At 60.4% G+C, this 23,243-nt stretch carries 25 protein-coding genes; 13 read left to right on the top strand and 12 right to left on the bottom strand.

The genetic code is table 11. The features are described 5' to 3' along the window. Window positions 1-712: 712 nt before the first annotated feature. From rluB to M5G20_RS10925, 5 genes are all read right to left on the bottom strand, one after another. Window positions 713-1,930, bottom strand: coding sequence for a 23S rRNA pseudouridine(2605) synthase RluB (gene rluB, locus M5G20_RS10945; RefSeq protein WP_273919147.1), 1,218 nt, complete (start codon window positions 1,928-1,930; stop codon window positions 713-715). 257 nt (window positions 1,931-2,187) lie between these two features. After that, a complete protein-coding gene (scpB, locus tag M5G20_RS10940) occupies window positions 2,188-3,165 on the bottom strand; it encodes an SMC-Scp complex subunit ScpB (RefSeq protein WP_212626816.1) in 978 nt (325 codons plus the stop codon). An 11-nt stretch (window positions 3,166-3,176) separates the two neighbouring features. Next, window positions 3,177-3,875 carry a segregation and condensation protein A gene (locus tag M5G20_RS10935; protein ID WP_173668881.1) on the bottom strand — a complete coding sequence of 233 codons (699 nt, stop codon included), beginning with the start codon at window positions 3,873-3,875 and terminating at the stop codon, window positions 3,177-3,179. 120 nt (window positions 3,876-3,995) lie between these two features. Continuing rightward, window positions 3,996-4,625 carry an L-threonylcarbamoyladenylate synthase gene (locus M5G20_RS10930; protein ID WP_150735022.1) on the bottom strand — a complete coding sequence of 210 codons (630 nt, stop codon included), beginning with the start codon at window positions 4,623-4,625 and terminating at the stop codon, window positions 3,996-3,998. Window positions 4,626-4,638: 13 nt separating this feature from the next. Beyond that, window positions 4,639-5,502: a PHP domain-containing protein gene (locus M5G20_RS10925; RefSeq protein ID WP_273919146.1), complete on the bottom strand. Its 864-nt coding sequence runs from the start codon at window positions 5,500-5,502 to the stop codon at window positions 4,639-4,641. 87 nt (window positions 5,503-5,589) lie between these two features. On the opposite strand from M5G20_RS10925, the gene M5G20_RS10920 reads away from it, so the two are divergent. The 6 genes from M5G20_RS10920 to M5G20_RS10895 all read left to right on the top strand — a co-directional run bounded on the left by M5G20_RS10920 (window position 5,590) and on the right by M5G20_RS10895 (window position 9,920). Next, on the top strand, window positions 5,590-6,186 hold the full coding sequence (locus M5G20_RS10920; RefSeq protein WP_273919145.1) for a septation protein A: 597 nt from the start codon (window positions 5,590-5,592) through the stop codon (window positions 6,184-6,186). 1 nt (window position 6,187) lies between these two features. Continuing rightward, a complete protein-coding gene (locus M5G20_RS10915; RefSeq protein ID WP_273919144.1) occupies window positions 6,188-6,487 on the top strand; it encodes a YciI family protein in 300 nt (99 codons plus the stop codon). 109 nt (window positions 6,488-6,596) lie between these two features. Then, a complete protein-coding gene (locus tag M5G20_RS10910; protein WP_273919143.1) occupies window positions 6,597-7,010 on the top strand; it encodes a translation initiation factor 2 in 414 nt (137 codons plus the stop codon). A 7-nt stretch (window positions 7,011-7,017) separates the two neighbouring features. Next, the gene (locus M5G20_RS10905; RefSeq protein ID WP_056853056.1) at window positions 7,018-7,695 is read left to right on the top strand and encodes a response regulator transcription factor; all 678 of its coding nucleotides are present in this window, start codon (window positions 7,018-7,020) and stop codon (window positions 7,693-7,695) included. 263 nt (window positions 7,696-7,958) lie between these two features. Then, entirely contained in the window at window positions 7,959-8,408 is a 450-nt protein-coding gene (locus tag M5G20_RS10900; protein ID WP_273919142.1) for a Spy/CpxP family protein refolding chaperone, read from the top strand. 174 nt (window positions 8,409-8,582) lie between these two features. Next, on the top strand, window positions 8,583-9,920 hold the full coding sequence (locus M5G20_RS10895) for a sensor histidine kinase (protein WP_273919141.1): 1,338 nt from the start codon (window positions 8,583-8,585) through the stop codon (window positions 9,918-9,920). Window positions 9,921-9,970: 50 nt separating this feature from the next. On the opposite strand, the gene M5G20_RS10890 is transcribed toward M5G20_RS10895, so the two are convergent. Then, window positions 9,971-10,537 (bottom strand): NAD(P)H nitroreductase, encoded by a 567-nt coding sequence (locus M5G20_RS10890; protein ID WP_273919140.1) that lies wholly within the window; start codon window positions 10,535-10,537, stop codon window positions 9,971-9,973. A gap of 121 nt (window positions 10,538-10,658) precedes the next feature. Here M5G20_RS10890 and M5G20_RS10885 point away from each other — a divergent pair, with 121 nt between their 5' ends. Continuing rightward, window positions 10,659-12,113 carry a TrkH family potassium uptake protein gene (locus M5G20_RS10885; protein ID WP_273919139.1) on the top strand — a complete coding sequence of 485 codons (1,455 nt, stop codon included), beginning with the start codon at window positions 10,659-10,661 and terminating at the stop codon, window positions 12,111-12,113. Here M5G20_RS10885 and M5G20_RS10880 read toward each other — a convergent pair. Further along, a complete protein-coding gene (locus M5G20_RS10880) occupies window positions 12,070-13,131 on the bottom strand; it encodes an AraC family transcriptional regulator (RefSeq protein WP_273919138.1) in 1,062 nt (353 codons plus the stop codon). The genes M5G20_RS10885 and M5G20_RS10880 overlap by 44 nt on opposite strands. Before the next feature lie 159 nt (window positions 13,132-13,290). Here M5G20_RS10880 and M5G20_RS10875 point away from each other — a divergent pair, with 159 nt between their 5' ends. Beyond that, entirely contained in the window at window positions 13,291-13,602 is a 312-nt protein-coding gene (locus M5G20_RS10875; RefSeq protein WP_075948932.1) for a DUF962 domain-containing protein, read from the top strand. A gap of 18 nt (window positions 13,603-13,620) precedes the next feature. Further along, window positions 13,621-14,211 (top strand): HD domain-containing protein, encoded by a 591-nt coding sequence (locus M5G20_RS10870; RefSeq protein WP_273919137.1) that lies wholly within the window; start codon window positions 13,621-13,623, stop codon window positions 14,209-14,211. A 125-nt stretch (window positions 14,212-14,336) separates the two neighbouring features. Here M5G20_RS10870 and M5G20_RS10865 read toward each other — a convergent pair whose 3' ends face one another. Further along, complete coding sequence (locus M5G20_RS10865; protein WP_273919136.1) at window positions 14,337-15,152, bottom strand: UDP-2,3-diacylglucosamine diphosphatase; 816 nt, start codon at window positions 15,150-15,152, stop codon at window positions 14,337-14,339. Between the two features lie 135 nt (window positions 15,153-15,287). On the opposite strand from M5G20_RS10865, the gene M5G20_RS10860 reads away from it, so the two are divergent. Further along, the gene (locus M5G20_RS10860) at window positions 15,288-16,046 is read left to right on the top strand and encodes a helix-turn-helix transcriptional regulator (protein ID WP_273919135.1); all 759 of its coding nucleotides are present in this window, start codon (window positions 15,288-15,290) and stop codon (window positions 16,044-16,046) included. Window positions 16,047-16,161: 115 nt separating this feature from the next. After that, window positions 16,162-17,055: a DMT family transporter gene (locus M5G20_RS10855; RefSeq protein WP_273919134.1), complete on the top strand. Its 894-nt coding sequence runs from the start codon at window positions 16,162-16,164 to the stop codon at window positions 17,053-17,055. Here the strand turns inward: M5G20_RS10855 and M5G20_RS10850 are convergent. The 4 genes from M5G20_RS10850 to recQ all read right to left on the bottom strand — a co-directional run bounded on the left by M5G20_RS10850 (window position 17,049) and on the right by recQ (window position 21,883). Beyond that, window positions 17,049-17,336, bottom strand: coding sequence for a SelT/SelW/SelH family protein (locus M5G20_RS10850; protein ID WP_150734937.1), 288 nt, complete (start codon window positions 17,334-17,336; stop codon window positions 17,049-17,051). The genes M5G20_RS10855 and M5G20_RS10850 overlap by 7 nt on opposite strands. 71 nt (window positions 17,337-17,407) lie before the next feature. Next, window positions 17,408-19,075 (bottom strand): FimV/HubP family polar landmark protein, encoded by a 1,668-nt coding sequence (locus M5G20_RS10845; protein WP_273919133.1) that lies wholly within the window; start codon window positions 19,073-19,075, stop codon window positions 17,408-17,410. 127 nt (window positions 19,076-19,202) lie between these two features. Next, the gene (locus tag M5G20_RS10840) at window positions 19,203-19,637 is read right to left on the bottom strand and encodes a MarR family transcriptional regulator (protein WP_150734939.1); all 435 of its coding nucleotides are present in this window, start codon (window positions 19,635-19,637) and stop codon (window positions 19,203-19,205) included. Between the two features lie 119 nt (window positions 19,638-19,756). Next, the gene (gene recQ, locus M5G20_RS10835) at window positions 19,757-21,883 is read right to left on the bottom strand and encodes a DNA helicase RecQ (RefSeq protein ID WP_273919132.1); all 2,127 of its coding nucleotides are present in this window, start codon (window positions 21,881-21,883) and stop codon (window positions 19,757-19,759) included. Window positions 21,884-22,206: 323 nt separating this feature from the next. On the opposite strand from recQ, the gene M5G20_RS10830 reads away from it, so the two are divergent. Both M5G20_RS10830 and M5G20_RS10825 read left to right on the top strand, forming a co-directional pair. Then, entirely contained in the window at window positions 22,207-22,794 is a 588-nt protein-coding gene (locus tag M5G20_RS10830) for a UPF0149 family protein (RefSeq protein WP_212626806.1), read from the top strand. 10 nt (window positions 22,795-22,804) lie between these two features. Further along, window positions 22,805-23,200, top strand: a complete 396-nt coding sequence (locus M5G20_RS10825; protein ID WP_273919131.1) for a YbaN family protein — start codon at window positions 22,805-22,807, stop codon at window positions 23,198-23,200. The last annotated feature ends 43 nt before the right edge of the window (window positions 23,201-23,243 follow it).

The raw sequence follows: 23,243 nt of genomic DNA, 5'->3' as shown, positions 1-23,243 counted from the left end.
TTTTATCTGTGACGAAATCGAACCCGACACGCTCGTGACGCGGCGGAGTGAACAAGGCGGATAGCCTTGAGAATTGCGCAGATGCGCAGGAGGTCACAGGTAAAACGCGCGCATTGTACACCGCTAACCCCCTGCTGCCAGACCCGCTGGACAAGCGTGTCTATTGCCGGGATTGCCTGTGTCCGCCCCGAGAGACTCGAGCGGCTGCAAATAAAGGGTCAGACCCTTGCGGATCATTGGCGGGGGCGACAGAAAAAACACCCCGGGCGGAGAACTGGAAACGGATTGCGGCGTTCATTGCGCCTCCTTTTTGTTATGCACCTGCACGACAGGCATGGCGCGCATAACACCTTGCATGGGGCGCGGAAACAAGCGAGTTAGAGGGGTGGGAGAAGCTCCGGAGAGATCTGATCGTAAAAATTTTCTTACGACATCCGCGAAGCTGAGGTTTCACGGGACTAATCTGCGAATTCCGTCAGGTTTTCTTTACATGGCGTAATTCAGTCTTTCCACTTCGCAATATCCGGTGTGGCGACTGGCGCTTTCGCGAGCAGGCTCGCTCCCACAGGAGACCGGGTTGTTCCATAGAAATGCGATCCCTTGTGGGAGCGAGCCTGCTCGCGAAGGCGACCTCGAAAACACCACAGAGCTAAAACCAGGCACAAAAAAACGCCAACCCGAGGGTTGGCGTTTTTTATGAAGCGCTCACCGATTACTCAGGCTTGCGACGACCAAAACCAGGACGCTGGCCCGAACCGGCCGGTGCACCGCGGCGCTTGCCCGATGGCTTGTCACCGTCAACCAGGCTGATGCCAGGACGCTTCGGCGCCGGCTTGGCCGGACGCTTGGTGTCGGCTGGACGATCCGCTACCGGCGTACCACGACCTTCGCCACGCTCGGTACGGCCATTGGCCGGACGCGGCGTACGCGGGCCGCGCTCACCGTCCTGACGGGCCGCTGGCTTGCGACCCGGGCGCTCACCTTCGATCTGCGGCTCACGGCTTGCGCGTGGCGCGGCCGGTGCGGCGGCGCCAGCGGCTGGACGCAGGGTGCGCACGCGCTCGGTCTTGGCCATCGGCCGCGACGATTTGCGCTGCATCCGGTCAAGCTTGTCTTTGCTCTTGGCGTTCATCTGCGGCATCGCGACCGGCGTCAAGCCAACTTCTGCACTCAGAATGTCGACTTCGTACTGGCTCATTTCGCGCCAGCGGCCCATCGGCAGGTCGGAGTTGAGGAACACCGGCCCGAAACGCACGCGCTTCAGACGGCTGACCACCAGACCCTGGGATTCCCACAGGCGACGAACTTCGCGGTTGCGACCTTCCATCACCACGCAGTGATACCAGTGGTTGAAACCTTCACCACCAGGTGCCTGCTTGATGTCGGTGAACTTGGCCGGGCCGTCTTCGAGAACAACACCAGCCTTCAGGCGCTCGATCATCTCGTCATCGACTTCGCCACGCACACGTACCGCGTATTCACGGTCCATTTCGTAGGAAGGGTGCATCAGGCGGTTGGCCAGCTCACCGTCGGTGGTGAACATCAGCAAACCGGTGGTGTTGATGTCGAGGCGACCGATGTTGATCCAGCGGCCTTCTTTCGGCTTTGGCATCTTGTCGAACACGGTCGGACGACCTTCCGGGTCGACACGGGTGCAGATCTCGCCATCGGGCTTGTTGTACATGATCACGCGGCGGACCGACTCGGCAGCTTCTTCGCGCTTGATCACCTTGCCATCGATGGTGATGGCGTCGTGCATGTCGACGCGCTGGCCAAGGGTGGCGTCTTTGCCGTTGACCTTGATGCGGCCGTGGCTGATCCAGGCTTCCACGTCACGGCGCGAGCCGACGCCGATACGGGCGAGGACTTTCTGCAGTTTTTCGCCTGCTGGGCCGATTTCCTGGTCGTCTTTCTGGTCTTTGATACTCATCTGGGCACCTCCCGGTGTGTTCTGAAAACAGGGTACTCGGGCGAAGGGATCGCCGAAGGGTCGCGAATCATACGCGCATGAACGCGTTTGCGCATCAGAGACTAGCTGATGAATGCAAGGTTATTGGCTTTTCCGCCGGCCGGTGATCACGAGGGTTGCCAACCTTCTGTAGGAGCCGGCTTGCTGGCGATGGCATCCACACGGTGAACCTGAGGAACCGCGGTGATGCCATCGCCAGCAAGCCGGCTCCTACAGGATCAGTCTTCGAATTCGCGGCGTTCGGCCTCGATGGCTTCGGCCAGGGCCAGGGCTTCGGCTTCTTCGTCGGACAGTTCTGGCTCGGGTTTCGGCTGTTCCAGGGCCGCAACGGCGGCCAGGAGTTTTTCGCGGGCTTCGGCAACGCCGAGGATGTCGTCTTCTTGCTCAGGCTCGGCTTCAGGTTCTGCTTCAGGCTCAACCGGCAAATCCACCTGTACCGCTTCGACGTCAGGCTGCTCCGGATCAATCGCCGGCAGCTCACCATCACGCAACAAGTCGTCGAAGTCGGTCTTGATCCCCTCTTCCATGCTGTCCAGTTCCAGCAACAGCGTGTGGAAGCTGGTTTCTTCCTTCGGCTCTTCCGGTTCGGCGCTGGCGTCTGCCAGTTCTTGCAACGATGCCGGCACAGGTGCGTCGTCAAAGTCGAGCACCGGATCGGGTTCCAGCTCGCGCAGTTCCGCCAGCGGTGGCAGGTCGTCGAGGTTTTTCAGGTTGAAGTGATCGAGAAACGCCTTGGTGGTGGCGAACATCGCCGGTTTGCCCGGCACGTCGCGGTAGCCGACGATGCGAATCCATTCGCGCTCCATCAGCGTCTTGACGATCTGACTGTTGACCGCCACGCCCCGCACATCTTCAATTTCGCCCCGGGTGATCGGCTGTCGATAGGCGATCAGCGCGATGGTTTCGAGCATGGCCCGCGAATAACGCTGCGGCCGCTCTTCCCACAATCGGCCGACCCACGGCGAGAACTTCTCGCGAATTTGCAGGCGGTAGCCGGAAGCCACTTCTTTGAGCTCGTACGCACGGCCATCGCAGGATTTACCCAGAATGGTCAGGGCCTTCTTGAAAACCGCCGGATCCGGCCGCTCGCCTTCTTCGAAGAGTTCGAACAGTCGTTCCAGGGATTGCGGCTTTCCCGAGGCCAACAGAAAGGCTTCAAGCAATGGCGCCAGCTCGCGGGGTTCACTCAGGTTCATGATTAAACTCGTTATTCGGCTCGGGCTCGCACATGGATCGCGGCGAACGGCTCATTCTGCACCAACTCGACCAAGGATTCCTTGACCAGTTCGAGGATGGCCATGAACGTCACGACAACCCCCAGGCGCCCTTCTTCAGCGGTGAACAGCTCGACAAACGGCACGAAACCGCCGCCCTTGAGCCGCTCCAGCACATCGCTCATGCGTTCGCGGGTCGATAGCGCCTCACGGCTGACCTGATGGCTTTCAAACATGTCGCCACGGCGCAACACTTCGGCCATGGACATCAACAACTCTGACAAACGCACATCCGGCAACAGCTTGCGCGCCCGCGCCTCAGGGGCGTCGAGCTTGGGCACCAGCACATCGCGACCGACGCGGCTCAGGCCGTCGATGCCTTCGGCGGCGGCCTTGAAACGCTCGTACTCCTGCAAGCGGCGGATCAGTTCGGCGCGCGGGTCGTCTTCCTCTTCTTCGACGGTTTCGGCCCGCGGCAGCAACATCCGCGACTTGATCTCGGCCAGCATCGCGGCCATCACCAGGTATTCCGCCGCCAGCTCCAGGCGCACCGACTGCATCAACTCGACATAACCCATGTACTGGCGGGTGATTTCCGCCACCGGGATGTCAAGGATGTTGATGTTCTGTTTGCGGATCAGGTACAGCAACAGGTCGAGCGGACCTTCGAACGCCTCGAGAAAGACCTCCAGGGCATCCGGCGGGATGTACAGGTCCAGCGGCATTTCCATGACCGCCTGGCCATAGACCATGGCGAACGGCAGCTCTTGCTGGGCTCCGGCCTGACTGTCGACGGGTTCTACTGCAGACATCTACGCCTCGGCCATGAACGGCGCTGGATCGCCGCAACCGACGCGGATCACTTCCGGTTCGCCGTCGGCGAGGTTGATCACCGTGGACGCCTTGATCCCGCCGAAACCGCCGTCGATGATCAGGTCGACCTGATGCTCGAGCAATTGGCGCATTTCGTAAGGATCAAACATCGGGTCAGTCTCGCCGGGCATGATCAGGCTCACGCTCATCAGCGGTTCGCCGAGTTGATCCAACAAGGCCAACGCGATCGGATGGCTGGGCACCCGCAAGCCGATGGTGCGTTTTTTCGGGTGCAGCAACAGCCGCGGCACTTCACGCGTGGCGTTGAGAATGAAGGTGTATGGCCCTGGCAGGTGAGCCTTGAGAATACGGAAGGTGCCGGTGTCGATCTTGGCGAACAGGCCCAGTTGCGACAGGTCGCTGCAGATCAGCGCAAAGTTGTGTTTGTCGTCCAGCCCACGCAAGCGGCGCACGCGTTCCACGGCGACCTTGTCACCAATCTGGCAACCGATTGCATAGGAGGAGTCCGTGGGATAAATCACCACCCCGCCGCTACGAATGATCTCGACAGCCTGTTTAATCAGGCGCGCTTGCGGGTTTTCCGGATGAATCTGGAAAAATTGACTCACATTCTCTACCTGTTCAGACGGCGGCAATAACTGGGTCATGTTTGAATCGACACCACAGGGGTGGCAGATCCTCCGGGAGCGGGCGGTACTCACCGATTTCCGACCACCCGCCTGGGCCATGGAAATCACTGCCAGCGCTGACCAGCAGACCGAACTCGCGGGCAAGAATGGCCAGGCTGCCCACTTGGTCGGCGGGCTGGTAACCATTGACCACTTCGATCGCGTGGCCGCCTGCTTGAATATAGTCGGCAATCAGGCGACGACGCTTGCTGCGAGTGAACTCGTAATGCCAAGGGTGGGCCAGACTGACCCAGGCCTTGGCCGCGCGCAGGGTGTCGACGGTTTCTTCCAGGGTCGGCCAGTGTTGCTTGACGTCCCCCAATTTGCCGGCGCCCAGCCATTTGCGGAACGCTTCGGCGCGATCCTTTACCAAACCTTCGCGTACCATCCAGTCGGCAAAGTGCGGGCGGGCCGGTGCGTTGCCACTGTCCCCCAGCTCCTGCTGGATTTCCCGGGCGCCTTCCAGCGCCCCCGGCATGCCCTTCAACGCCAGTTTGCGACTTATTTCTTCGGACCGTAGCCAGCGGCCATCGTGCAATTTGGCAATCGCTTCGACCAACGGTGCGGCATTGACATCAAAACCGTAGCCCAGAACATGAATGGTCGCGCCACCCCAGGTGCAGGACAATTCGACGCCGTTGACCAGTTGCATCCCCAGCGCGTTCGCCGCTTCCCGGGCCTCAGCGATGCCTTCGAGGGTGTCGTGATCGGTCAGGGCCAGGACTCGCACGCCTTTCTCGAACGCACGCGCAACCAGTACCGCAGGCGCCAGGGCGCCATCGGAGGCCGTGCTATGGCAGTGCAAATCAACATTCACAGGGCTTTGTAACCTCAAATCAGCTGGCGCTATCGCGCGCCCATATGTTTGTTATTATGCCGCCACATCCTGCTTCTGGCTGCCACTGTGAAACAATTCATCGATTTCATCCCGCTCCTGCTGTTTTTCATCGTTTTCAAAATTGATCCACGGGTCGTCGATATCGCCGGCCATGAGGTAACTGTAGGCGGTATTTACAGTGCCACCGCGATGCTGATCATCAGTTCGCTGGTGGTCTACGGCACGCTGTTCATCAAACAGCGCAAGCTGGAGAAGAGCCAGTGGCTGACCCTAATCGCCTGCCTGGTCTTCGGCAGCCTGACCCTGGCCTTCCACAGCGAAACCTTCCTCAAGTGGAAGGCGCCGGTGGTCAACTGGCTGTTCGCCCTGGGTTTCATCGGCAGCCACTTTATCGGTGATCGCCTGCTGATCAAACGCATCATGGGCCACGCGCTGACTTTGCCGGACCCGGTCTGGACACGCCTGAACATCGCCTGGATCGTGTTTTTCCTGTTTTGCGGTGCCGCCAACCTGTTCGTCGCGTTCACCTTCCAGAGCTACTGGGTCGACTTCAAGGTCTTCGGCAGCCTGGGCATGACCTTGCTGTTCCTGATTGGCCAGGGCATCTACCTGTCCCGTCATCTGCACGACGCCGATACCACAACGCCAAAAATCGAGGACTGACATGCTTTACGCAATCATTGCCACAGACGTCGCCAACTCCCTGGAAGCCCGCCTGGCCGCACGGCCTGCGCACCTTGAGCGTCTGCAAGTGCTCAAGGGTGAAGGTCGCATCGTTCTGGCCGGCCCGCATCCGGCTGTCGACAGCAATGATCCGGGCGCAGCCGGTTTCACCGGCAGCCTGATCGTCGCCGAATTCAATTCCCTGAGCGCCGCCCAGGCCTGGGCCGATGCTGATCCGTACATCGCCGCAGGCGTCTACGCCAACGTTCTGGTCAAGCCGTTCAAGCAAGTCCTGCCGTAACGCCCTCTCACGCGATGAACCTTATCGGTTCATCGCGTTCTCAATCGCTCATTATTCTCGTTTGCCGGCCGACAACTTCCCAATACTCGTATTGGAATCAGGAGTCGCGATGCGCAAAGGTCCGTTGTGTCTGTTATTGGTCACGTTATCGATCATGGCCCCCGCCCACGGAGAAGATAGCGCCGAGGGCGGCGGTTCGACGCCTTTGTCCCTGAGCGCCGGCAGCCAGATCAACGAGTTGCAGCAACGCTTGAAAGAAAGCGAACGGCAACGAGAAGAACTGAGCAAACAATTGCAGAATGCCGATGGCGAACGTGAAAGCGCCCAGCTGGCCCGGTTGCGCCAGGAGAACCAGCGTCTGAAGCTGCAACTCAAGGAAGCCCAGGCCGGCAGCGTGCTGCCTCGGTTGCTGACTGATCAGCAGCAGTGGTTCGTTATCGGCGCCGGGGTAGCGCTATTGGCCCTGCTCTGCGGTATCTTCGCCAGTGGTGCAAGGCGAAAACGTCGACAATGGCTAAATTGAGTGAGTCATGAGCGAGCTGTTACTAATTGATGATGACCAGGAGCTGTGTGAGCTCCTGAGCAGTTGGCTGAGTCAGGAAGGCTTTCAGGTCCGCGCCTGCCACGATGGCCAGAGTGCCCGTCGTGCACTGGCTGAAACCTCGCCGGCGGCCGTGGTGCTGGATGTGATGCTGCCCGACGGCAGCGGCCTGGAACTGCTCAAGCAGTTACGCAGCGATCACCCGGATTTACCCGTGCTGATGCTCTCGGCGCGCGGCGAACCTCTGGACCGCATCCTCGGCCTGGAACTGGGTGCCGACGATTACCTGGCCAAACCTTGCGACCCGCGTGAGCTGACCGCCCGGCTGCGCGCCGTGTTGCGTCGCAGCCATCCGGCCGCGGTGTCCAGTCAGCTGGAACTGGGCGACCTGTGTTTCAGCCCGGTGCGCGGTGTAGTCAGCATCGATGAGAAGGAACTGACCCTGACGGTGTCCGAAAGCCGTCTGCTCGAAGCCTTGCTCAAGCAACCCGGCGAACCACTGGACAAACAGGAACTCGCGCAAATCGCCCTCGGCCGCAAGCTGACCCTGTATGACCGCAGCCTGGACATGCACGTCAGCAACCTGCGCAAAAAAATCGGCCCGCACCCGGATGGCCGTCCGCGCATCGTGGCCCTGCGCAGCCGCGGCTATTACTACAGCCTGTAAAGCGAAAAAAAGCCGGCATGGTGCAACCTGTGGCGAGGGAGCTTGCTCCCGTTGACTGCGCAGCAGTCTATCTTTGGGGCCGCTTCGCAGCCCAGCGGGAGCAAGCTCCCTCGCCACAGACCACTATCCCCACATGGCGTTATGTCAGCCATTGATGAAATCTTCTTTACTCAAGCTTTACCTACCGCTGACCGCCGCTGACCTTGATCTGCGTAATCTGTACTCATCCGGAACGTACCGGGAATGAGACAAGGAGATTCACCATGCGCAAGACTCTTATCGCTCTGATGTTCGCCGCCGCTCTGCCGACCGTAGCCATGGCCATGCCTGAAGGCGCCGGCCCGATGGGTGGCCCGATGGACGGCCCGCGCCACGGCGGTCAGATGCATGGCATGCACGGTAAAGGCCCGTACAGCCAGCTGGACCTGAGCCGCGAACAGCGCGAGCAGATTCGCAAGATCATGGGCGAGCAGATGCACGAGCGTAAGCAAGTGGTCGACAAGTACCTGGAAAAACTCTCGCCAGCCGACCAGAAAGCCATGAAAGACGAAATGGCCGCGAACCACAAAAAAGCCGAGGCGGATGTACGCGCCTTGCTGAAACCGGATCAACAGAAGCAATTCGACGAAATCCAGAAAAAGAAGGCTGAGCGTCGCGCCGAATGGGCTGAATTCAAGGCCTGGAAAGCGCAACAGCCGCAAAAAGCGCAATAATGCGTTAACCCCGGACCCAACGGCTGAATACCGTTGGGTTTGATGTTTTTGATCTACTGTAGGAGCGAGCTTGCTCGCGATAGCGTTCTTTCAGCCACGTTGATGTTGAATGTGCCGACGCTTTCGCGAGCAGGCTCGTTCCCACACAGGTTTGTGTCAGTTCGAGGATTATCTGTGCGCTCATTGTTCTGGCGGATTCTGGCCAGCTTCTGGCTGGCGATCGCTCTGGTTGCAGGGCTTTCCATTCTGCTCGGGCACATGCTCAACCAGGATGCGTGGATTCTCAGCCGCCATCCGGGCCTCAACACCTTGGCCGAACAATGGACGCAAACCTACGAATCCCAGGGTGAGGACGCTGCCCAGGACCTTCTGCATGAACGCAAACACCAGTATCACGTCGACGTCCAGGTGCTCAATGAGAGCGGCGATCCGGTGGTGCGCGGTACCTTCCCCAAACGTGCGGCCGCCTTTGAGGCGCGACAGAACAATGATGACCGACGCCTGCCATGGCGGCGCCTGACCGACGAGTTCACCAGCGAAAAAACCGGTGACACCTACCTGTTCATCTACCGCATACCGCACCCGGAGCTGGACGCCTGGCACCGCGAAAGCCTGCTCTGGCCCTTGAGTGCGCTGGGTATCGCGCTGGTGGTGCTGACCCTGTTCAGCCTGTTCGTCACCCTGTCCATCACCCGCCCGCTCAGTCGTTTACGCGGCGCCGTGCATGACCTGGGACAAACTACCTATCAACAGAACAGCCTGGTCAAACTGGCCAACCGCCGTGATGAATTCGGCGTGCTGGCCAATGACTTCAACCGCATGGGCGCCCGCCTGCAAAGCCTGATCGGCAGTCAGCGGCAGTTGCTGCGTGACGTGTCCCACGAACTGCGCTCGCCCCTCGCCCGCCTGCGCATTGCGCTGGCATTGGCCGAACGGGCCACGCCCGAAGAACGGGAAAAGCTCTGGCCGCGCCTGACCCGCGAATGCGACCGGCTCGAAGCGTTGATCAGCGAGATTCTGGTATTGGCGCGCGTCGATGCCGATAACGCCAGCGCTGAAGACGTGGATCTCAATGCGCTGCTCCATGCCCTGCAAAAGGATGCTCAACTGGGTGTGCCCGACCAGCTCGTCCATCTGGAGGCTGAACCGCAGTTGAACCTCACGGGCTGGCCGACCATGATCGAGCGCGCCGTGGACAACCTGCTGCGCAATGCCCAGCGCTTCAATCCGTCAGGGGGGCTGCCGATTGAAATGCAGGCGCTGCGCAACGGCGAGAAAATTGTCGTGACCGTGCGCGATCACGGGCCGGGGGTAAACGCCGAGCATTTGAATCAGCTCGGTGAACCGTTCTATCGTGCCCCCGGCCAGACAGCCGCCGGCCATGGCCTGGGCCTGGCCATCGCACGACGTGCGGCGGAGCGCCATGGCGGCAGCCTGGTACTGGCCAATCACCCGGAGGGCGGGTTTATTGCCAGCCTGGAATTTCCGTTGGTGCCGGGGGCGATGGCGTAACACCGCACAACTACTGTAGGAGCAAGCTTGCTCCTGCGGGTTTTGCAGTATCAGGCTTTACCGGACCAGGCGCTGACGAACTCGGCCAGATCCACCTTCTCCGCCACCCGCGGTTCTTTCTGCGGTGTGCCGAGGTACAGGAAGGCAATCACCTCTTCGCCTTCCGCCAGGCCAAGGCCCTTGGCCACATGCGGCGAGTACGCCAGGTCGCCGGTGCGCCAGACCGCGCCGATGCCTTGCGCGTAAGCCGCCAGCAAAATCCCGTGGGCCGCACATCCCGCCGCCAGCAATTGCTCGGACTTCGGATACTTGACGTGTTCTTGCACACGCGCGATCACCACAACTACCAAGGGTGCGCGTAACGGGCCGTTACGGGCCTTGTCGATGGCAGCCTCAGTGACTTCACCGTCCTGCAGCTTCGCGGCTTCTGCCAGCAACTCGCCCATTTGCTCGCGCGCTGCGCCCTCTACCGTCAGGAACCGCCAAGGTTGCAAGTGACCATGGTCCGGTGCGCGCATGGCTGCGCCGAACAACACTTCGCGCTGCTCGGCAGTGGGCGCGGGATCAAGCAGTCGTGGAACGGAAACACGGTTGAGCAAAGCGTCGAGAGCCTGCATCGGCCACCTCCAAAAAAAATTGTGCGGCTATTCTAGCGGTAACTACTCTGGCAGTGCGGTTTACATGCCCTGCCTCGCAGGTAGAATGGCGCCCTTCCCTATTTCAGCCCGAGCGGACTTCATGGCGTTGCCGACCTTACGTCTCATTGGTTTCATCATCGGCATCTTCCTGATCACCCTGGCCATCGCCATGGTCGTGCCCATGGCCACGCTGGTGATCTTCGAACGCACCGGTGACCTGCCGTCGTTCCTCTGGGCCAGCATGATCACCTTTGTCGCCGGCCTCGCCCTGGTCATCCCCGGGCGCCCCGAACACGTACACCTGCGGCCACGGGACATGTACCTGCTGACCGTCAGCAGCTGGCTGCTGGTCTGTATCTTTGCCGCGCTGCCCTTTTTGTTGACCCAGCACATCAGCTACACCGACTCGTTCTTCGAAAGCATGTCCGGCATCACCGCCACCGGGGCGACGGTGCTCAATCATCTGGACGACATGTCCCCCGGCATCCTGATGTGGCGCTCATTGCTGCACTGGATCGGCGGCATCGGGTTTATCGGCATGGCGGTCGCGATTCTGCCGCTGCTGCGTATCGGTGGCATGCGCCTGTTTCAGACCGAGTCGTCGGACCGTTCCGAGAAAGTCATGCCTCGCTCGCACATGGTGGCGCGCCTGATCGTGGCAGCCTATGTCGGCATTACCATATTCGGCAGCCTGGCGTTCTGGTGGGCCGGGATGAGTCCGTTCGATGCGATCAACCATGCGATGTCAGCGATCTCCACCGGCGGTTTCTCCACCTCGGACCAATCCCTGGCCAAGTGGACGCAACCGGCGGTGCACTGGGTAGCGATCGTCATCATGATTCTTGGCAGCCTGCCGTTCACCTTGTACGTGGCGACCCTGCGCGGTAACCGCCGGGCGCTGATCAAGGATCAGCAGGTGCAAGGCTTGCTCGGCATGTTGCTGGTGACCTGGCTGGTGCTCGGCACCTGGTATTGGTGGACCACCCAGCTGCACTGGCTGGAAGCGTTGCGGCATGTGGCGCTGAACGTGACATCGGTGGTGACCACCACCGGCTTCGCGCTGGGGGACTACAGCCTGTGGGGCAATTTCTCGCTGATGCTGTTCTTCTATCTGGGCTTCGTTGGCGGCTGCTCCGGCTCGACCGCCGGCGGGATCAAGATTTTCCGTTTCCAGGTGGCCTACATCCTGCTCAAGGCCAACCTTAACCAACTGATTCACCCGCGCGCGGTGATCAAGCAGAAGTACAACGGTCACCGGCTCGACGAAGAAATCGTCCGTTCGATCCTGACCTTCTCGTTCTTCTTCGCCATTACCATCTGCGTGATCGCGCTGTTGCTGTCACTGCTGGGCGTGGACTGGATGACGGCCCTGACCGGCGCCGCCAGCACCGTGTCCGGCGTTGGCCCCGGCCTGGGCGAGACCATCGGCCCGGCAGGCAACTTCGCCACCCTGCCGGACGCCGCCAAGTGGATTCTCTCGTTCGGCATGCTCCTTGGCCGGCTCGAGATCATTACGGTGTTTGTGTTGTGTATTCCGGCGTTCTGGCGCCATTGACCATCGCTGGCGATTGCAGCAGCCGCGCCCGGTACTCCCCGGGCGTGGCGTCGAACCAGCGGCGGAAGGCGCGGAAGAAATTGCTCGGGTCGGCGAAGCCCAGCAGGTAGGCAATTTCCAGCAACGTCATGCTGGGTTGCGCCAAATACTGTTCGGCCAGTTCGCGCCGGGTGTCGTCGAGCAACGTCTGAAAACTCGTGCCCTCTTCCTGCAAGCGTCGCTGCAGCGTGCGTTGCGACAGGTGCAGCGTCTGCGCCACGGCATCACGCTTGGGTTCGCCCTGGGGCAGCAATCGGCACAGCACCTGCCGCGCCTTGTGGGTGACGCGACTCTCGGAAAACCGCGCCAGGTATTCACCGGCAAAACGATCATGCAACAACGCCATGGCCTCATTGGCGGTCGGCAGCGGCGCTTCCATGTCCGCACGTTCGAAGATCAGCGCATCGTACGGTGCGTTGAATACCAGCGGCGCATGGAAGGCTTGTTTATAGGGTTCGATATTGGCCGGTTGATCGCCCTGCACCAGCACCTTGCGCGGGTGCAGCGTGCGCCCGGTCAACCAGCCGCACAGTGCCAGGGCGCAAGCCAGCGAGGCCTCCGCGCTTTGACGGGTCGGCGGTAAATGGTCGCCATGCACCGTCAGGATCAGCGCATAACCCTCATCCAGCAGGCGAAAGCTCAGGTCGGCGCTTTCGGCAATGATCCGCTGGTAACGCACCAGGCGCTTGAAACCTTCGGCCAGGGTCTGGCTGGACATCAAGGCGTAGCCAGCCACATGAAACTGAGCGGGTCGCACCACCTTGCCCATGTTCAGGCCAATCGCCGGGTTGCCGGACAGCTCAACCGCACGTTGCCAGAGTCGCGTCATGGAATCTTGCGGGAAGCGCGCATCCGGATCATCCAGTGCCGCATAGTCGAGCCCTAGCTGCTTGAACAGTACCCGGCAATCCAGGCCGTCCATTTCCAGTGCTTTGACAATCCCCATCGCCCAGCTTGCAGAAGTCGTTCTTTCGCTCATGTCGGTGTCTTACATGATGGCCACGTGCTACGGCCCATTTCCGAAGGATACTAAAGTGGCGCCCATTGTCACTGGCTGATGCCAATGATCACTCTAGACTCAAATAAGCTACCCGCAGAACAACTTGCAGTCAGAACAATAACCACAGAGATCGCAGTCGTGGAAAACATCAAGCGTTTCAACAGCTTCGCTGAGTTCTACCCGTATTACCTCAGCGAACACAGCAACAGTACCTGCCGACGATTGCACTTTATCGGCACGACACTGGTTATTTTCATTCTGGCGCTGACCATCGGCCGAGGCGCGTGGATGCTGTTGTGGGCCTTGCCGTTGGCCGGATACACCTTTGCGTGGGTCGGGCATTTCTTCTTCGAGAAGAATCGTCCCGCTACGTTTCAGCACCCTTTCTACAGCCTGCTCGGTGATTTCGTCATGTATCGCGACATGATCCTGGGACGCGTGCCGTTCTAGATCACCCGAGGATTGCCAATGAATGCCAACGCTCGCTTTACCCACATGAAAGACGGCACCCAGGAAGACTGGGCAATCATCGCCGCGGATTTCAGTGCCTACGCCCGCCAGTTGCCGGCCCGTATTACGGCGCACTTGAAGTTACTGGAAGGTGATTTTGGCGGTTTTCCGGTGGATCGCCTGACCCACTCCCTGCAAACCGCCACCCGCGCCTGGCGTGATGGCCGCGATGAAGAGTATGTGGTGTGCGCCCTGCTCCACGACATCGGCGACACCCTGGGTTCCTATAACCACCCGGATATTGCCGCAGCGATCCTCAAGCCGTTCGTCAGCGCCGAGAATGTGTGGATGGTAGAGAAACACGGGATTTTCCAGGGCTACTACTTCTTCCATCACCTGGGCATGGACCGGCATTTGCGTGAGCAATTCCGCGACCACCCGCAGTACCAGGCGACCATCGAATTTTGCGCCAAGTACGATGCTGCGGCGTTCGACCCGTCCTATGACACGCTGCCGCTGAGCTTTTTCGAGCCGATGATGGAGCGGTTGTTTGCGCAGCCGAAAAACTCGATTTACAAAGCAGCGATGGAAGAGCATTCGCCGGTCTGACAGATCCGGTGGGACCGCTTCGCGGTCCAATCGCGAGCAGGCTCGCTCCCACATGTGACCGAGTTCTTCCAGGAGAAAATGATCAACTGTAGGAGCGAGCCTGCTAGCGATGGCGCCTCTGAGCCTTAAGCCAGTTCCGCGACCTTGGCTGATTTCAACTGCGCCTCACGCGCCTGCGCATCCGCCAGGCGATACAACTCGATCGTGCCGTCCCAATGCTCGATCAGCGCCGTGCACGACTCCACCCAGTCGCCGCAATTGAGGTAATCCACTTCGCCGACCTTGCGGATCTCGGCATGGTGAATGTGCCCGCACACCACGCCATGCAGCTCACGCTTGACGCATTCATGGGCGATGGCTTCCTCGAAGTCGCTGATAAAGCTGACGGCGGTTTTCACTTTGTGTTTGAGGTACGCCGACAGCGACCAGTAGCCGTAGCCGTAACGCGCGCGCCAATGGTTGAGCCAGCGGTTGAGGGTCAGGGTGAATTCGTAGGCTGAGTCGCCAAGAAAAGCCAGCCAGCGGTGATAGCGGGTAATCACATCAAACTGGTCGCCGTGGATCACCAGCAGGTGTCGGCCATCGGCGGTCACATGCACCGCTTCATCGACCAACTGGATGTTGCCCAAAATCAGTTTCGAATAGCGGCGCAGGAATTCGTCGTGGTTGCCGGTGACATAAATCACCTCGGTCCCGCGTTTGCTCATGGTCAGCAGGCGGCGGATGACATTGGTGTGCGCCTGTGGCCAATACATGCCGCCGCGCAGTTTCCAGCCGTCGATGATGTCGCCGACGAGGTAAATCTTGTCCGCGTGATAGCCCTTGAGAAACTGTGACAAATGCTCGGCCTGGCAATCGCGCGTGCCCAAGTGCACGTCGGAAATCCACAAGGTCCGGACACGTTGCTTACGGCTGGGTTTGGCGAGCTCGGCGCTGGTCATGGGCAACCCTCAGGACAAGTTTTGGCAAGCTTGCGCCGGTCGGGTTAATGGCCCATGACAGCGCCAAGTCAGTCTTGTGACAGCGCGCTCAAGCCGTGCCGGTGTAGACTGGCGCCCAGAACCGGGAGACCCGCGATGAGACCGATCCTCACCCTGCGCCAATACACCGAAGACCTGATCGTCCACAGCCACGAACACGCGCAATTGGTGTTCGGGTTGTCCGGCGCACTGGATTTCGAAGTCGACGGGCGCGGCAGTCAGGTGGTTCAGCAAAGCTTCGTGGTGATTCCGTCCGGGTTTCATCACGCCTGCGGTAGTTCCAATGGCAGCCGCTGCCTGGTCCTGGACGTACCCGACGATCAATGGATTGGCCAATCCCTGGGCGAGCATGCCGAAGCCAGTCGTCGCTTGCTCGACAACGCCGGCCGCTTGTCGCTGGATGCCGGGCAAAGCCAATTGGTCAGCTGGCTGGCCAACAGTCAGGTGGATGATCCGCTGATTGCGCAACAAGGTGCGGTGCTGTTGCTGGCCAGCCTGAACAACGCCAGGCCGGATAGCCTCGGCGGTCGGCGCCTTCCGTACGCCGCGCTGAATGCGCACATTGACCAGTACGCCGCCTACCCGCTGCAAGTCGCCGACCTGGCCCGGGTGGCCGGTCTCTCCAGCGCTCGCCTGCATGCGCGGTTCGTCGCCGAATGCGGTCAGACGCCGATGGACTACATTCGCAGTCGACGCCTGCACAAGGCTGTCGCGTTGTTGCGCAGTTCGGACCTGCCCATCGGCGAGATTGCTGCGCGGGTTGGTTACAGTTCCCAAAGTGCCTTTGCTGCCGCCGTGCTACGGGAGTTCGGCACATCACCGGGAAAACTGCGGCGCGAGGCTGGCGACAAATAACAATAGTCCGACGACAGACATGACGGGGGTTTGCGCGTTCAATGCAAGAGCTGCCGAAGGCAGCGCCTGCAGGCTCGGCATGCTGTCGACCGGATTGATATTTTTAAGGATAGCCATGACTCCCCGTACCGCCCTTGGTGCCCTGCACATTGGCGCTCTGATGTTCGGCCTGACCGGTGTGTTCGGCAAACTCGCCGCCGCGTCACCGGCGATCATCGTCTTTGGTCGGGCTGCGTTCGCGGTGTTGGCACTGGCATTTTTTGCCCGTTTTGCCAGCAATACCCGCTGGCAACGACTCGCGGCGCTGGATGTGCGTCGACTGTTGCTCAGCGGCTTGTTGCTGGCCGGGCACTGGGTGAGTTTCTTCATTTCCGTGAAAGTCGCCGGCGTGGCCATCGCGACTCTGGGCTTTGCCAGTTTCCCGGCCTTTACCGTGATCCTCGAAGGGCTGATTTTCCGTGAGCGAATCCGCGCCAATGAGATCGTACTGGTGGCGTTGGTCAGCGTCGGGCTGGTGCTGGTCACGCCTGAGTTCGATCTGGCCAGCGGCGCCACGACCGGCCTGCTGTGGTCGGTGCTTTCGGGGCTGCTGTTCTCCCTCTTATCCCTGACCAATCGCGCAAGCTCGGCACGCATCCCGCCGGTGCAGGCAGCGTTGTGTCAGAACGTGGTGGTCGGCTTGTGCCTGCTGCCGGCGGCGGCGCCGCACTTGAGCGAGGTGCGCGCCATCGACTGGTTGTGGATCGGCCTGCTCGGTGTGTTCTGCACCGGTGTCGCCCACAGCCTTTTTGTTGCCAGCCTGGCGGTGATCAAGGCGCGGACCGCTGCGGTGGTCTTTGCCCTCGAGCCGGTTTATGGCATCACCATGGCCTGGCTGCTGTTCAATGAAAACCCGACCCTGCGCATGCTGTTCGGCGGCGCGCTGATCATTGTCGCGATTGTGGTGTCGAGCAGGCTCTCTGGCGGTTCAAGCAGGAAAGCCGTAGCGGCGGAAGCGGCGTCTCACTGAGTGCGGTCGTTGTGCCCCAGGTCGCGGTCCGGATCAATCTGATCGCGGACCCGCTGCTTGAGCACCTTGGCCTCGGGGAAGCCACCGTCAGCCTTGCGCTCCCAGATCTGCACATCGTCACAAAAAACATGAAAGACCCCGCCCGTTCCGGGCACCAGGGACACTTTGCCCAGGTCGTCGCCAAAGGTACTGAGCAGTTCCTGCGCCAGCCAGGCGGCTCGCAACAGCCACTGGCACTGGGTGCAATAGGTGATGATGATTTCCGGTTTGCTAACGGTCATGACAGGCAAATCTCTTGAGTCAGCGGGCGCCGCTATCATAATCATCTTCATCGCTTGCGATCTTTGGATTTTCAGCGAATACCGGCCAGCAGACTGCGAGCCGTCTGTTTCAGCGGTTCCTCGGCGTCCCTGAGTAATTCGTTGAGCAGAGCGATGGCACTGTCGAGATCGCCGTCATCGATGCAGGTCTGGGCCTGCTCCAGTTTTTCGGCATTGTCGGGTTCGACCGGTTCCAGGTTGAGCGGCTCAAGCTCCAGCGAAGAGTCTGGCTCGCGGAATTCGTCGAGAAAACTGTCGTCCAGAGACTGCGAGGCAGGTTCGATTTCCCAATCAATCTCGGGTTCAGGCAATGCTGGATCGCTCGTTAATGGCGCGTGCGGCGCAGCCGTGTCGATGAGCTCGATCAAGTCCCAGTTCGAATCCATCGCCAGGTCATCCGGGTCCAACGGGGACTCATCCAGGGGCGCTGTCACCAGCGGCGTGACGACAGCGGACTGCGGCGGCGCAATGGGGTTCAATTTTGGATGGCTAGCGCGGATGTCCTGGAGCTTTTGTCCATCGAACCCGGCGTCTCGCAGCTTGGCTTCCTGCGCATCGTAGGCCGCGGCATCGCCCTGTTTGCCGAGCACTTCCAGCAATTGCACGGCAAGATCAGTACGCTCCGGCTCTTTGGCCATCGCCTCTCGCAACAAATCGACAGCCTCGGTAAATCGACCATAGGCCAGATAGACCGCCACTTCCTCGAACACATCGCTGACCGGCAGTTCATCACTGTGGGCGGGAATCGATGAAAGCGCTGCTGCAGCGATCTGCGGTTGCGCAGGCTGAGGCGGCAGCGGCGCCTGCGGTGCCGAAGTCTCGATTGGGGCCTGCGCCGATTGCTGTCTTCGCCGCATGAACCAGCCAAGCAACACCAACCCCGCCAGCGCCAGCAATCCGCCAATCAACAGCCAGTTCGTTCTGGGCTGCTCAACCGCGATCGGCGCTGGCGCTACCACAGCCGGCGCCGCTGGCTCCGCTGCGGCGTTTTGCACCTCTGCCAATCGGGTCTGTAGTTCGATGACCTGCTTTTTCTCGCTGGCAATCTGCTCATCCTGTGCTCGCAGCTTCCCGTTGAGCTCTTCGAGGGTGGCTTGCAATTGCTGGACTTGCAGCACGCTGGCGGCCAGTTGCTCGGCCAGCGGGTCAGTGGCAGGGACCACGGCGGGTTTGGGTGCCGGTTTCTTTGCCGCAGGTGCAGCCGGGGTGGCGGGCTGGACACTCGGAAAGGCAGAAGCGCTGCGTTCGATCTCCGGTTCTTCATCGATCGGGACAATGCCCGGCGTACCCGGAGGATCAATCAGCACGGTGTACTCGCGCAGCAAACGTCCGTTGGGCTGATTGAGCTGCACAAGAAAATTCAGGAAAGGTTCATTGACGGGTTTGCTGGACGTCACCCGGATCACATGGCGCTTGCCGCGCAGGATCGGCGTGAACTTCAAGTCGTTAAGGAAGAACACGCGGTCGACGCCTGCGCGACTGTACTCGTCGGCTGTTGCCAGGCTGACGGACAGTTCGCTCTCTTCCAGACCAGCGGCATCGACCAAAGCGATTTCGGCGCGCAGCGGCTGATTCAGCGCCGAATGCAAAGTGATATCACCCAGGCCCAGTGCCGGCGCCAATGCCGACCAAGTGACAGCGGCACCGCCCAGCAAACACGTGGCGCAATACCGAACAACGACTCGCCAACTCTCTAGCATGAGCATCCCTTAACTAACCAAAACCAATCTGCACGCGTTCGCACATCCGGTACGAACACGATATTGCGCAGTAGTTCTTATAGTCGGCTCGACGCGCTATCTCAAAAACCCGGCGAAAGGTTGTGCCTCAAGACTTTTCAAGGTTGGCCAGGATGTGCCCGTGAACCCGCATGCAGATCCGCAAATCCGCCTCATCGACACCTTCGAACAGCTCATGGCGCAGTTGGGTGGCAATGGTTTCAATTTGATCGATCAGAGGGCGCGCCGGGGCGCAGAGGACGATTTTTTTCGCCCGACGATCTTCCAGCACCGATTGACGCTGAACCAGCCCCTGGCTTTCCAGGCTGTCGAGCAGACGAGCCAGGGTCGGCCCTTCCACGCCCACGCTTTGTGCCAGTTCACGCTGGGTCGGAGCTTGTTCGAAGCGTGCCAGGTGCAACAGCACCAGCCAGCGCGCCTGGGACAATCCGAGACCGGCAAGACGGCGGTCCAGTTCGGCACGCCAGCCGCGCGACATCTGGGCCAGTTGCATGCCAAAGCGGTGTTGATCGGTTAACGGCATATAACACTCATGATTAGACTGAAATAGAGAAATACTAATTATTAGTCAGCTAAGCATGAGCCTTGGCTGTAGGCAAGGCTTGTTCTGTAGTGAATCGTTACATCAGTAGAACCCATGACTCAAATTTCGAATTCCGACTGCAATGCAGCCCGAACGCAGTACAAGACCCCTTCCGGCACTCGGCCTGCAAACAGTTCGGAAATCTCTGAGACCGGCGGCAACTCACCCTCGCCGTCGAGGAATGCGTCCTGCACTTCGCCCATCAACTCTTCGGGCAGATCCAGCGCCTGTTCCAGTGACAACTGCTGTTTGCCGATCGCTTCGGCAAGCATGGTGTAGACGTTCTTTTCCGAGCATTGCAGTTGCCCGGCGATCTGCACCGGCGTCATGCCCGCGCGGGCCAGCGTGATCAGTTCGTGGCGTACGTCGGCCACCACCTTCGGCGCCTCGGCCTGGCCACCGAGCACTTCGAGGAAGGCTTCGCCATAACGCTCCAGCTTGCGCGCGCCGACACCGCTGACCGTGGCCATTTCCGCCAGCGAAGTCGGCTGGCTGCGCAGCATTTCCAGCAAGGTCGAATCGGGGAAGATGACGTACGGCGGCACGCCATGTTCTTCGGCGAGTTTACGTCGCAGCGCACGCAACGCTTCCCACTGTTCGCGTTCTTCGCCACGCACCAACTGGCTCGCCTGGCTCTTGCTGCTCTTGGCGGTGGTTTGCGCCTTCAGGTCGCGGCGCAGTTCCAGGGTCACTTCACCCTTGAGCAGCGGCCGGCAGCTGTCACTCAGACGCAAGCCGCCATAGCCTTCATGGTCAACATCGGCCAGACCGCGAGCCACCAACTGGCGGAACAGCGAGCGCCACTCGCCCTCGGCCCGCGCCTTGCCCACGCCGAACACTGACAGGTGCTGATGGCCGAAGCTGCGGACCTTTTCATTGTCCTTGCCGAGCAGGACATCCACCAGATGCCCGACGCCATAACGCTGGCCGGTGCGGTAGATCGCCGAGAGCGCCTGACGCGCCGGCTCCGTAGCGTCCCAGGTCTGCACGCCATCGACGCAATTATCGCAATGGCCGCACGGCTCGGGCATATCTTCATCGAAATAGGCCAGCAAAGTCTGGCGGCGGCAGCGGGTTTCTTCGCACAGCGACAGCATCGCGTCGAGCTTGTGCTGCTCCAGGCGCTTGTGGCGTTCGTCCCCCTCGGAGTTCTGCAGCATCTGCTTGAGCATCACCACATCTTGCAGGCCGTAGGCCATCCAGGCGTCCGCCGGCAAGCCGTCACGGCCGCCGCGTCCGGTTTCCTGGTAGTAGGCTTCCAGGGATTTCGGCAAATCCAGGTGCGCGACGAAGCGCACGTTGGGTTTGTCGATGCCCATGCCAAACGCCACGGTGGCCACCATGATCAGGCCTTCCTCGTTGAGGAAGCGCTTCTGGTTGTGCGCGCGCAAATCGTTGGGCAGGCCTGCGTGGTACGGCAACGCCGGGAAACCTTGTTCGCTGAGGAACGCGGCCACTTCCTCGACCTTTTTCCGTGACAGGCAGTAAACGATGCCTGCATCACTGCGGCGCTCGGCGAGGAACGCCAGCAACTGCTTGCGCGGCTGTTCCTTGGGCACGATGCGGTAAAAAATGTTCGGGCGGTCGAAGCTCGACAGGAAGCGTTCGGCATTTTGCAGATGCAGGCGGGTGACGATTTCTTCCCGGGTGCGCTTGTCTGCCGTGGCGGTCAGGGCGATGCGCGGCACGTCGGGAAACATTTCCGCCAACTGCCCCAGTTGCAGGTATTCCGGACGGAAATCATGCCCCCATTGCGACACGCAGTGCGCTTCGTCGATGGCGAACAGGGCAATGTTCAGCCCTTGCAGGAAGTTCAACATGCGCGGCTGCACCAGGCGCTCCGGGGCGAGGTAAAGCATTTTCACTTCACCGCGCTTGATTCGGGCCGCCAGGTCTCGCTGTTGTTCGGCGCTGAGGGTGGAGTTCAACGCTGCGGCGGCCACCCCCAGTTCTTCGAGGGTCGCCACTTGGTCGTCCATCAACGCGATCAGTGGCGACACCACCACCGCCAGGCCTTCGCGCAACAGCGCCGGGACCTGGAAGCACAGGGATTTACCGCCACCGGTAGGCATCAGCACCAGGGCATCGCCGCCACTGGCCACGCGCTCAATGATTGCACCCTGACGGCCACGAAAACTGTCGTAGCCGAAGATGTCCTTGAGGACGCGTTGAGCCTGCTCGAGCATAGAAACTCCAAAAATCACCGAAACATCCCTGCAAGGCTGGTTCAGAACCCGCGACGCTGCACTGACAAATCGTAAGTGCGCGTTGCATGACGCTTCACATCTCAGCCGTGAAACCAGCAGGGCATCACAAAACGCGCGAGTATACCCGAGGCCTACCTCGCGCAGGGCACCGCTGATAAGAGGGAGCAACACGATCGCCTGCAGAAACAGCGTTCGGCATCGCCTACAGGGAGAAGCGGCGTGCAAATATGCTGCGCGGCTGGCCCAAGCGCTCAAGAAGGCCTAGAATTCCCGCATCGAACATTCCCCAAGGTAGTCCTTTAATGTCCTTCGCTGAGCAACTAACCCGCCTGCAAGTCTTCCTCGACGCCGATGAACTGCATGACGAGGCGCTGGACTATGTGGCCGCCCACGGCTACCTCACCGCGCTGTCGATCTGTTCCGAAGACGTTCCCGAACGTGAATGGATCGACGCCCTCTTCGCCGAAGAGCCGCACTACAGCAGCGAAGCTCAACGCGAAGAGATCGAAGCCACTCTGATCGGCCTCAAGGCCCACATCGCTCGCCAACTGGCCTCCGATGAAGAATTCGAGTTGCCGTGCGACCTGGACCTGGGCGAAGACCCGGACGACTCCGAGCTGCGCGGCTGGTGCATCGGTTTCATGGAGGGCGTGTTCCTTCGCGAAGAAGCCTGGTTCGAAACCGCCGAAGACGAAGTCAGCGAAATGCTGCTGCCGATCATGGTCGGTTCGGGCCTGTTCGACGAGCAACCGGAGTTCTCCGACATTGCCGCCGACGCCAACCTGATGGACGACATGATCGTGCAGATCCCGGAAGCCCTGACTGCGCTGTACCTGCTGTGCAACGCACCAGACGAGAAACCGGCGATCCTCAAGCCACGCCACCACTAAGGTCCTGCCTATGGACAACCCCATAGGCAACCGCTCCCTGATGTTGCGCTACGTGCTGCTGGCCATCGGCTGGCTGAGCGTAGCGTTGGGGGTGATCGGGATTTTCCTGCCGGTATTGCCCACGACGCCTTTCCTGTTGCTGGCGGCCGCCTGTTTCGCCCGCAGTTCTCCGCGTTTTTATCAGTGGCTGGTGGATCATCCGCGGCTTGGGCCGTGGATTCGTGATTACCTCGAAGGCAATGGCATTCCACTCAAGGGTAAGGTTTATGCCATTGGGTTGATGTGGGTGAGCATTCTGTTTTCCTGCTATCTGGTGCCGATGGTTTGGGCCCGGGGGTTCATGCTGACGAGTGCGGTGTTGGTGACGATCTATATTCTCAGGCAGAAGACTTTGCGTAAGATTTGAGGGCTGGTTTGGGTTTGGGTTTGGGTTTGGGTTTGGGTTTGGG

It is taken from the genome of Pseudomonas sp. TNT2022 ID1044, assembly GCF_028656895.1.
GTDB lineage: Bacteria > Pseudomonadota > Gammaproteobacteria > Pseudomonadales > Pseudomonadaceae > Aquipseudomonas > Aquipseudomonas reinekei.
Note: the sequence above shows the minus strand (reverse complement) of the source record. Positions and strands in the feature narration are given on the sequence as shown.

What these genes read in the sequence shown, in the direction of transcription:
- rluB (WP_273919147.1), bottom strand. Translation starts at nt 1,930, where the DNA reads ATGAGTATCAAAGACCAGAAAGACGACCAGGAAATCGGCCCAGCAGGC.
- scpB (WP_212626816.1), bottom strand. Translation starts at nt 3,165, where the DNA reads ATGAACCTGAGTGAACCCCGCGAGCTGGCGCCATTGCTTGAAGCCTTT.
- M5G20_RS10915 (WP_273919144.1), top strand. Translation starts at nt 6,188, where the DNA reads ATGCTTTACGCAATCATTGCCACAGACGTCGCCAACTCCCTGGAAGCC.
- M5G20_RS10910 (WP_273919143.1), top strand. Translation starts at nt 6,597, where the DNA reads ATGCGCAAAGGTCCGTTGTGTCTGTTATTGGTCACGTTATCGATCATG.
- M5G20_RS10905 (WP_056853056.1), top strand. Translation starts at nt 7,018, where the DNA reads ATGAGCGAGCTGTTACTAATTGATGATGACCAGGAGCTGTGTGAGCTC.
- M5G20_RS10900 (WP_273919142.1), top strand. Translation starts at nt 7,959, where the DNA reads ATGCGCAAGACTCTTATCGCTCTGATGTTCGCCGCCGCTCTGCCGACC.
- M5G20_RS10890 (WP_273919140.1), bottom strand. Translation starts at nt 10,537, where the DNA reads ATGCAGGCTCTCGACGCTTTGCTCAACCGTGTTTCCGTTCCACGACTG.
- M5G20_RS10885 (WP_273919139.1), top strand. Translation starts at nt 10,659, where the DNA reads ATGGCGTTGCCGACCTTACGTCTCATTGGTTTCATCATCGGCATCTTC.
- M5G20_RS10880 (WP_273919138.1), bottom strand. Translation starts at nt 13,131, where the DNA reads ATGAGCGAAAGAACGACTTCTGCAAGCTGGGCGATGGGGATTGTCAAA.
- M5G20_RS10870 (WP_273919137.1), top strand. Translation starts at nt 13,621, where the DNA reads ATGAATGCCAACGCTCGCTTTACCCACATGAAAGACGGCACCCAGGAA.
- M5G20_RS10865 (WP_273919136.1), bottom strand. Translation starts at nt 15,152, where the DNA reads ATGACCAGCGCCGAGCTCGCCAAACCCAGCCGTAAGCAACGTGTCCGG.
- M5G20_RS10860 (WP_273919135.1), top strand. Translation starts at nt 15,288, where the DNA reads ATGAGACCGATCCTCACCCTGCGCCAATACACCGAAGACCTGATCGTC.
- M5G20_RS10855 (WP_273919134.1), top strand. Translation starts at nt 16,162, where the DNA reads ATGACTCCCCGTACCGCCCTTGGTGCCCTGCACATTGGCGCTCTGATG.
- M5G20_RS10850 (WP_150734937.1), bottom strand. Translation starts at nt 17,336, where the DNA reads ATGACCGTTAGCAAACCGGAAATCATCATCACCTATTGCACCCAGTGC.
- M5G20_RS10845 (WP_273919133.1), bottom strand. Translation starts at nt 19,075, where the DNA reads ATGCTAGAGAGTTGGCGAGTCGTTGTTCGGTATTGCGCCACGTGTTTG.
- M5G20_RS10840 (WP_150734939.1), bottom strand. Translation starts at nt 19,637, where the DNA reads ATGCCGTTAACCGATCAACACCGCTTTGGCATGCAACTGGCCCAGATG.
- recQ (WP_273919132.1), bottom strand. Translation starts at nt 21,883, where the DNA reads ATGCTCGAGCAGGCTCAACGCGTCCTCAAGGACATCTTCGGCTACGAC.
- M5G20_RS10830 (WP_212626806.1), top strand. Translation starts at nt 22,207, where the DNA reads ATGTCCTTCGCTGAGCAACTAACCCGCCTGCAAGTCTTCCTCGACGCC.
- M5G20_RS10825 (WP_273919131.1), top strand. Translation starts at nt 22,805, where the DNA reads ATGGACAACCCCATAGGCAACCGCTCCCTGATGTTGCGCTACGTGCTG.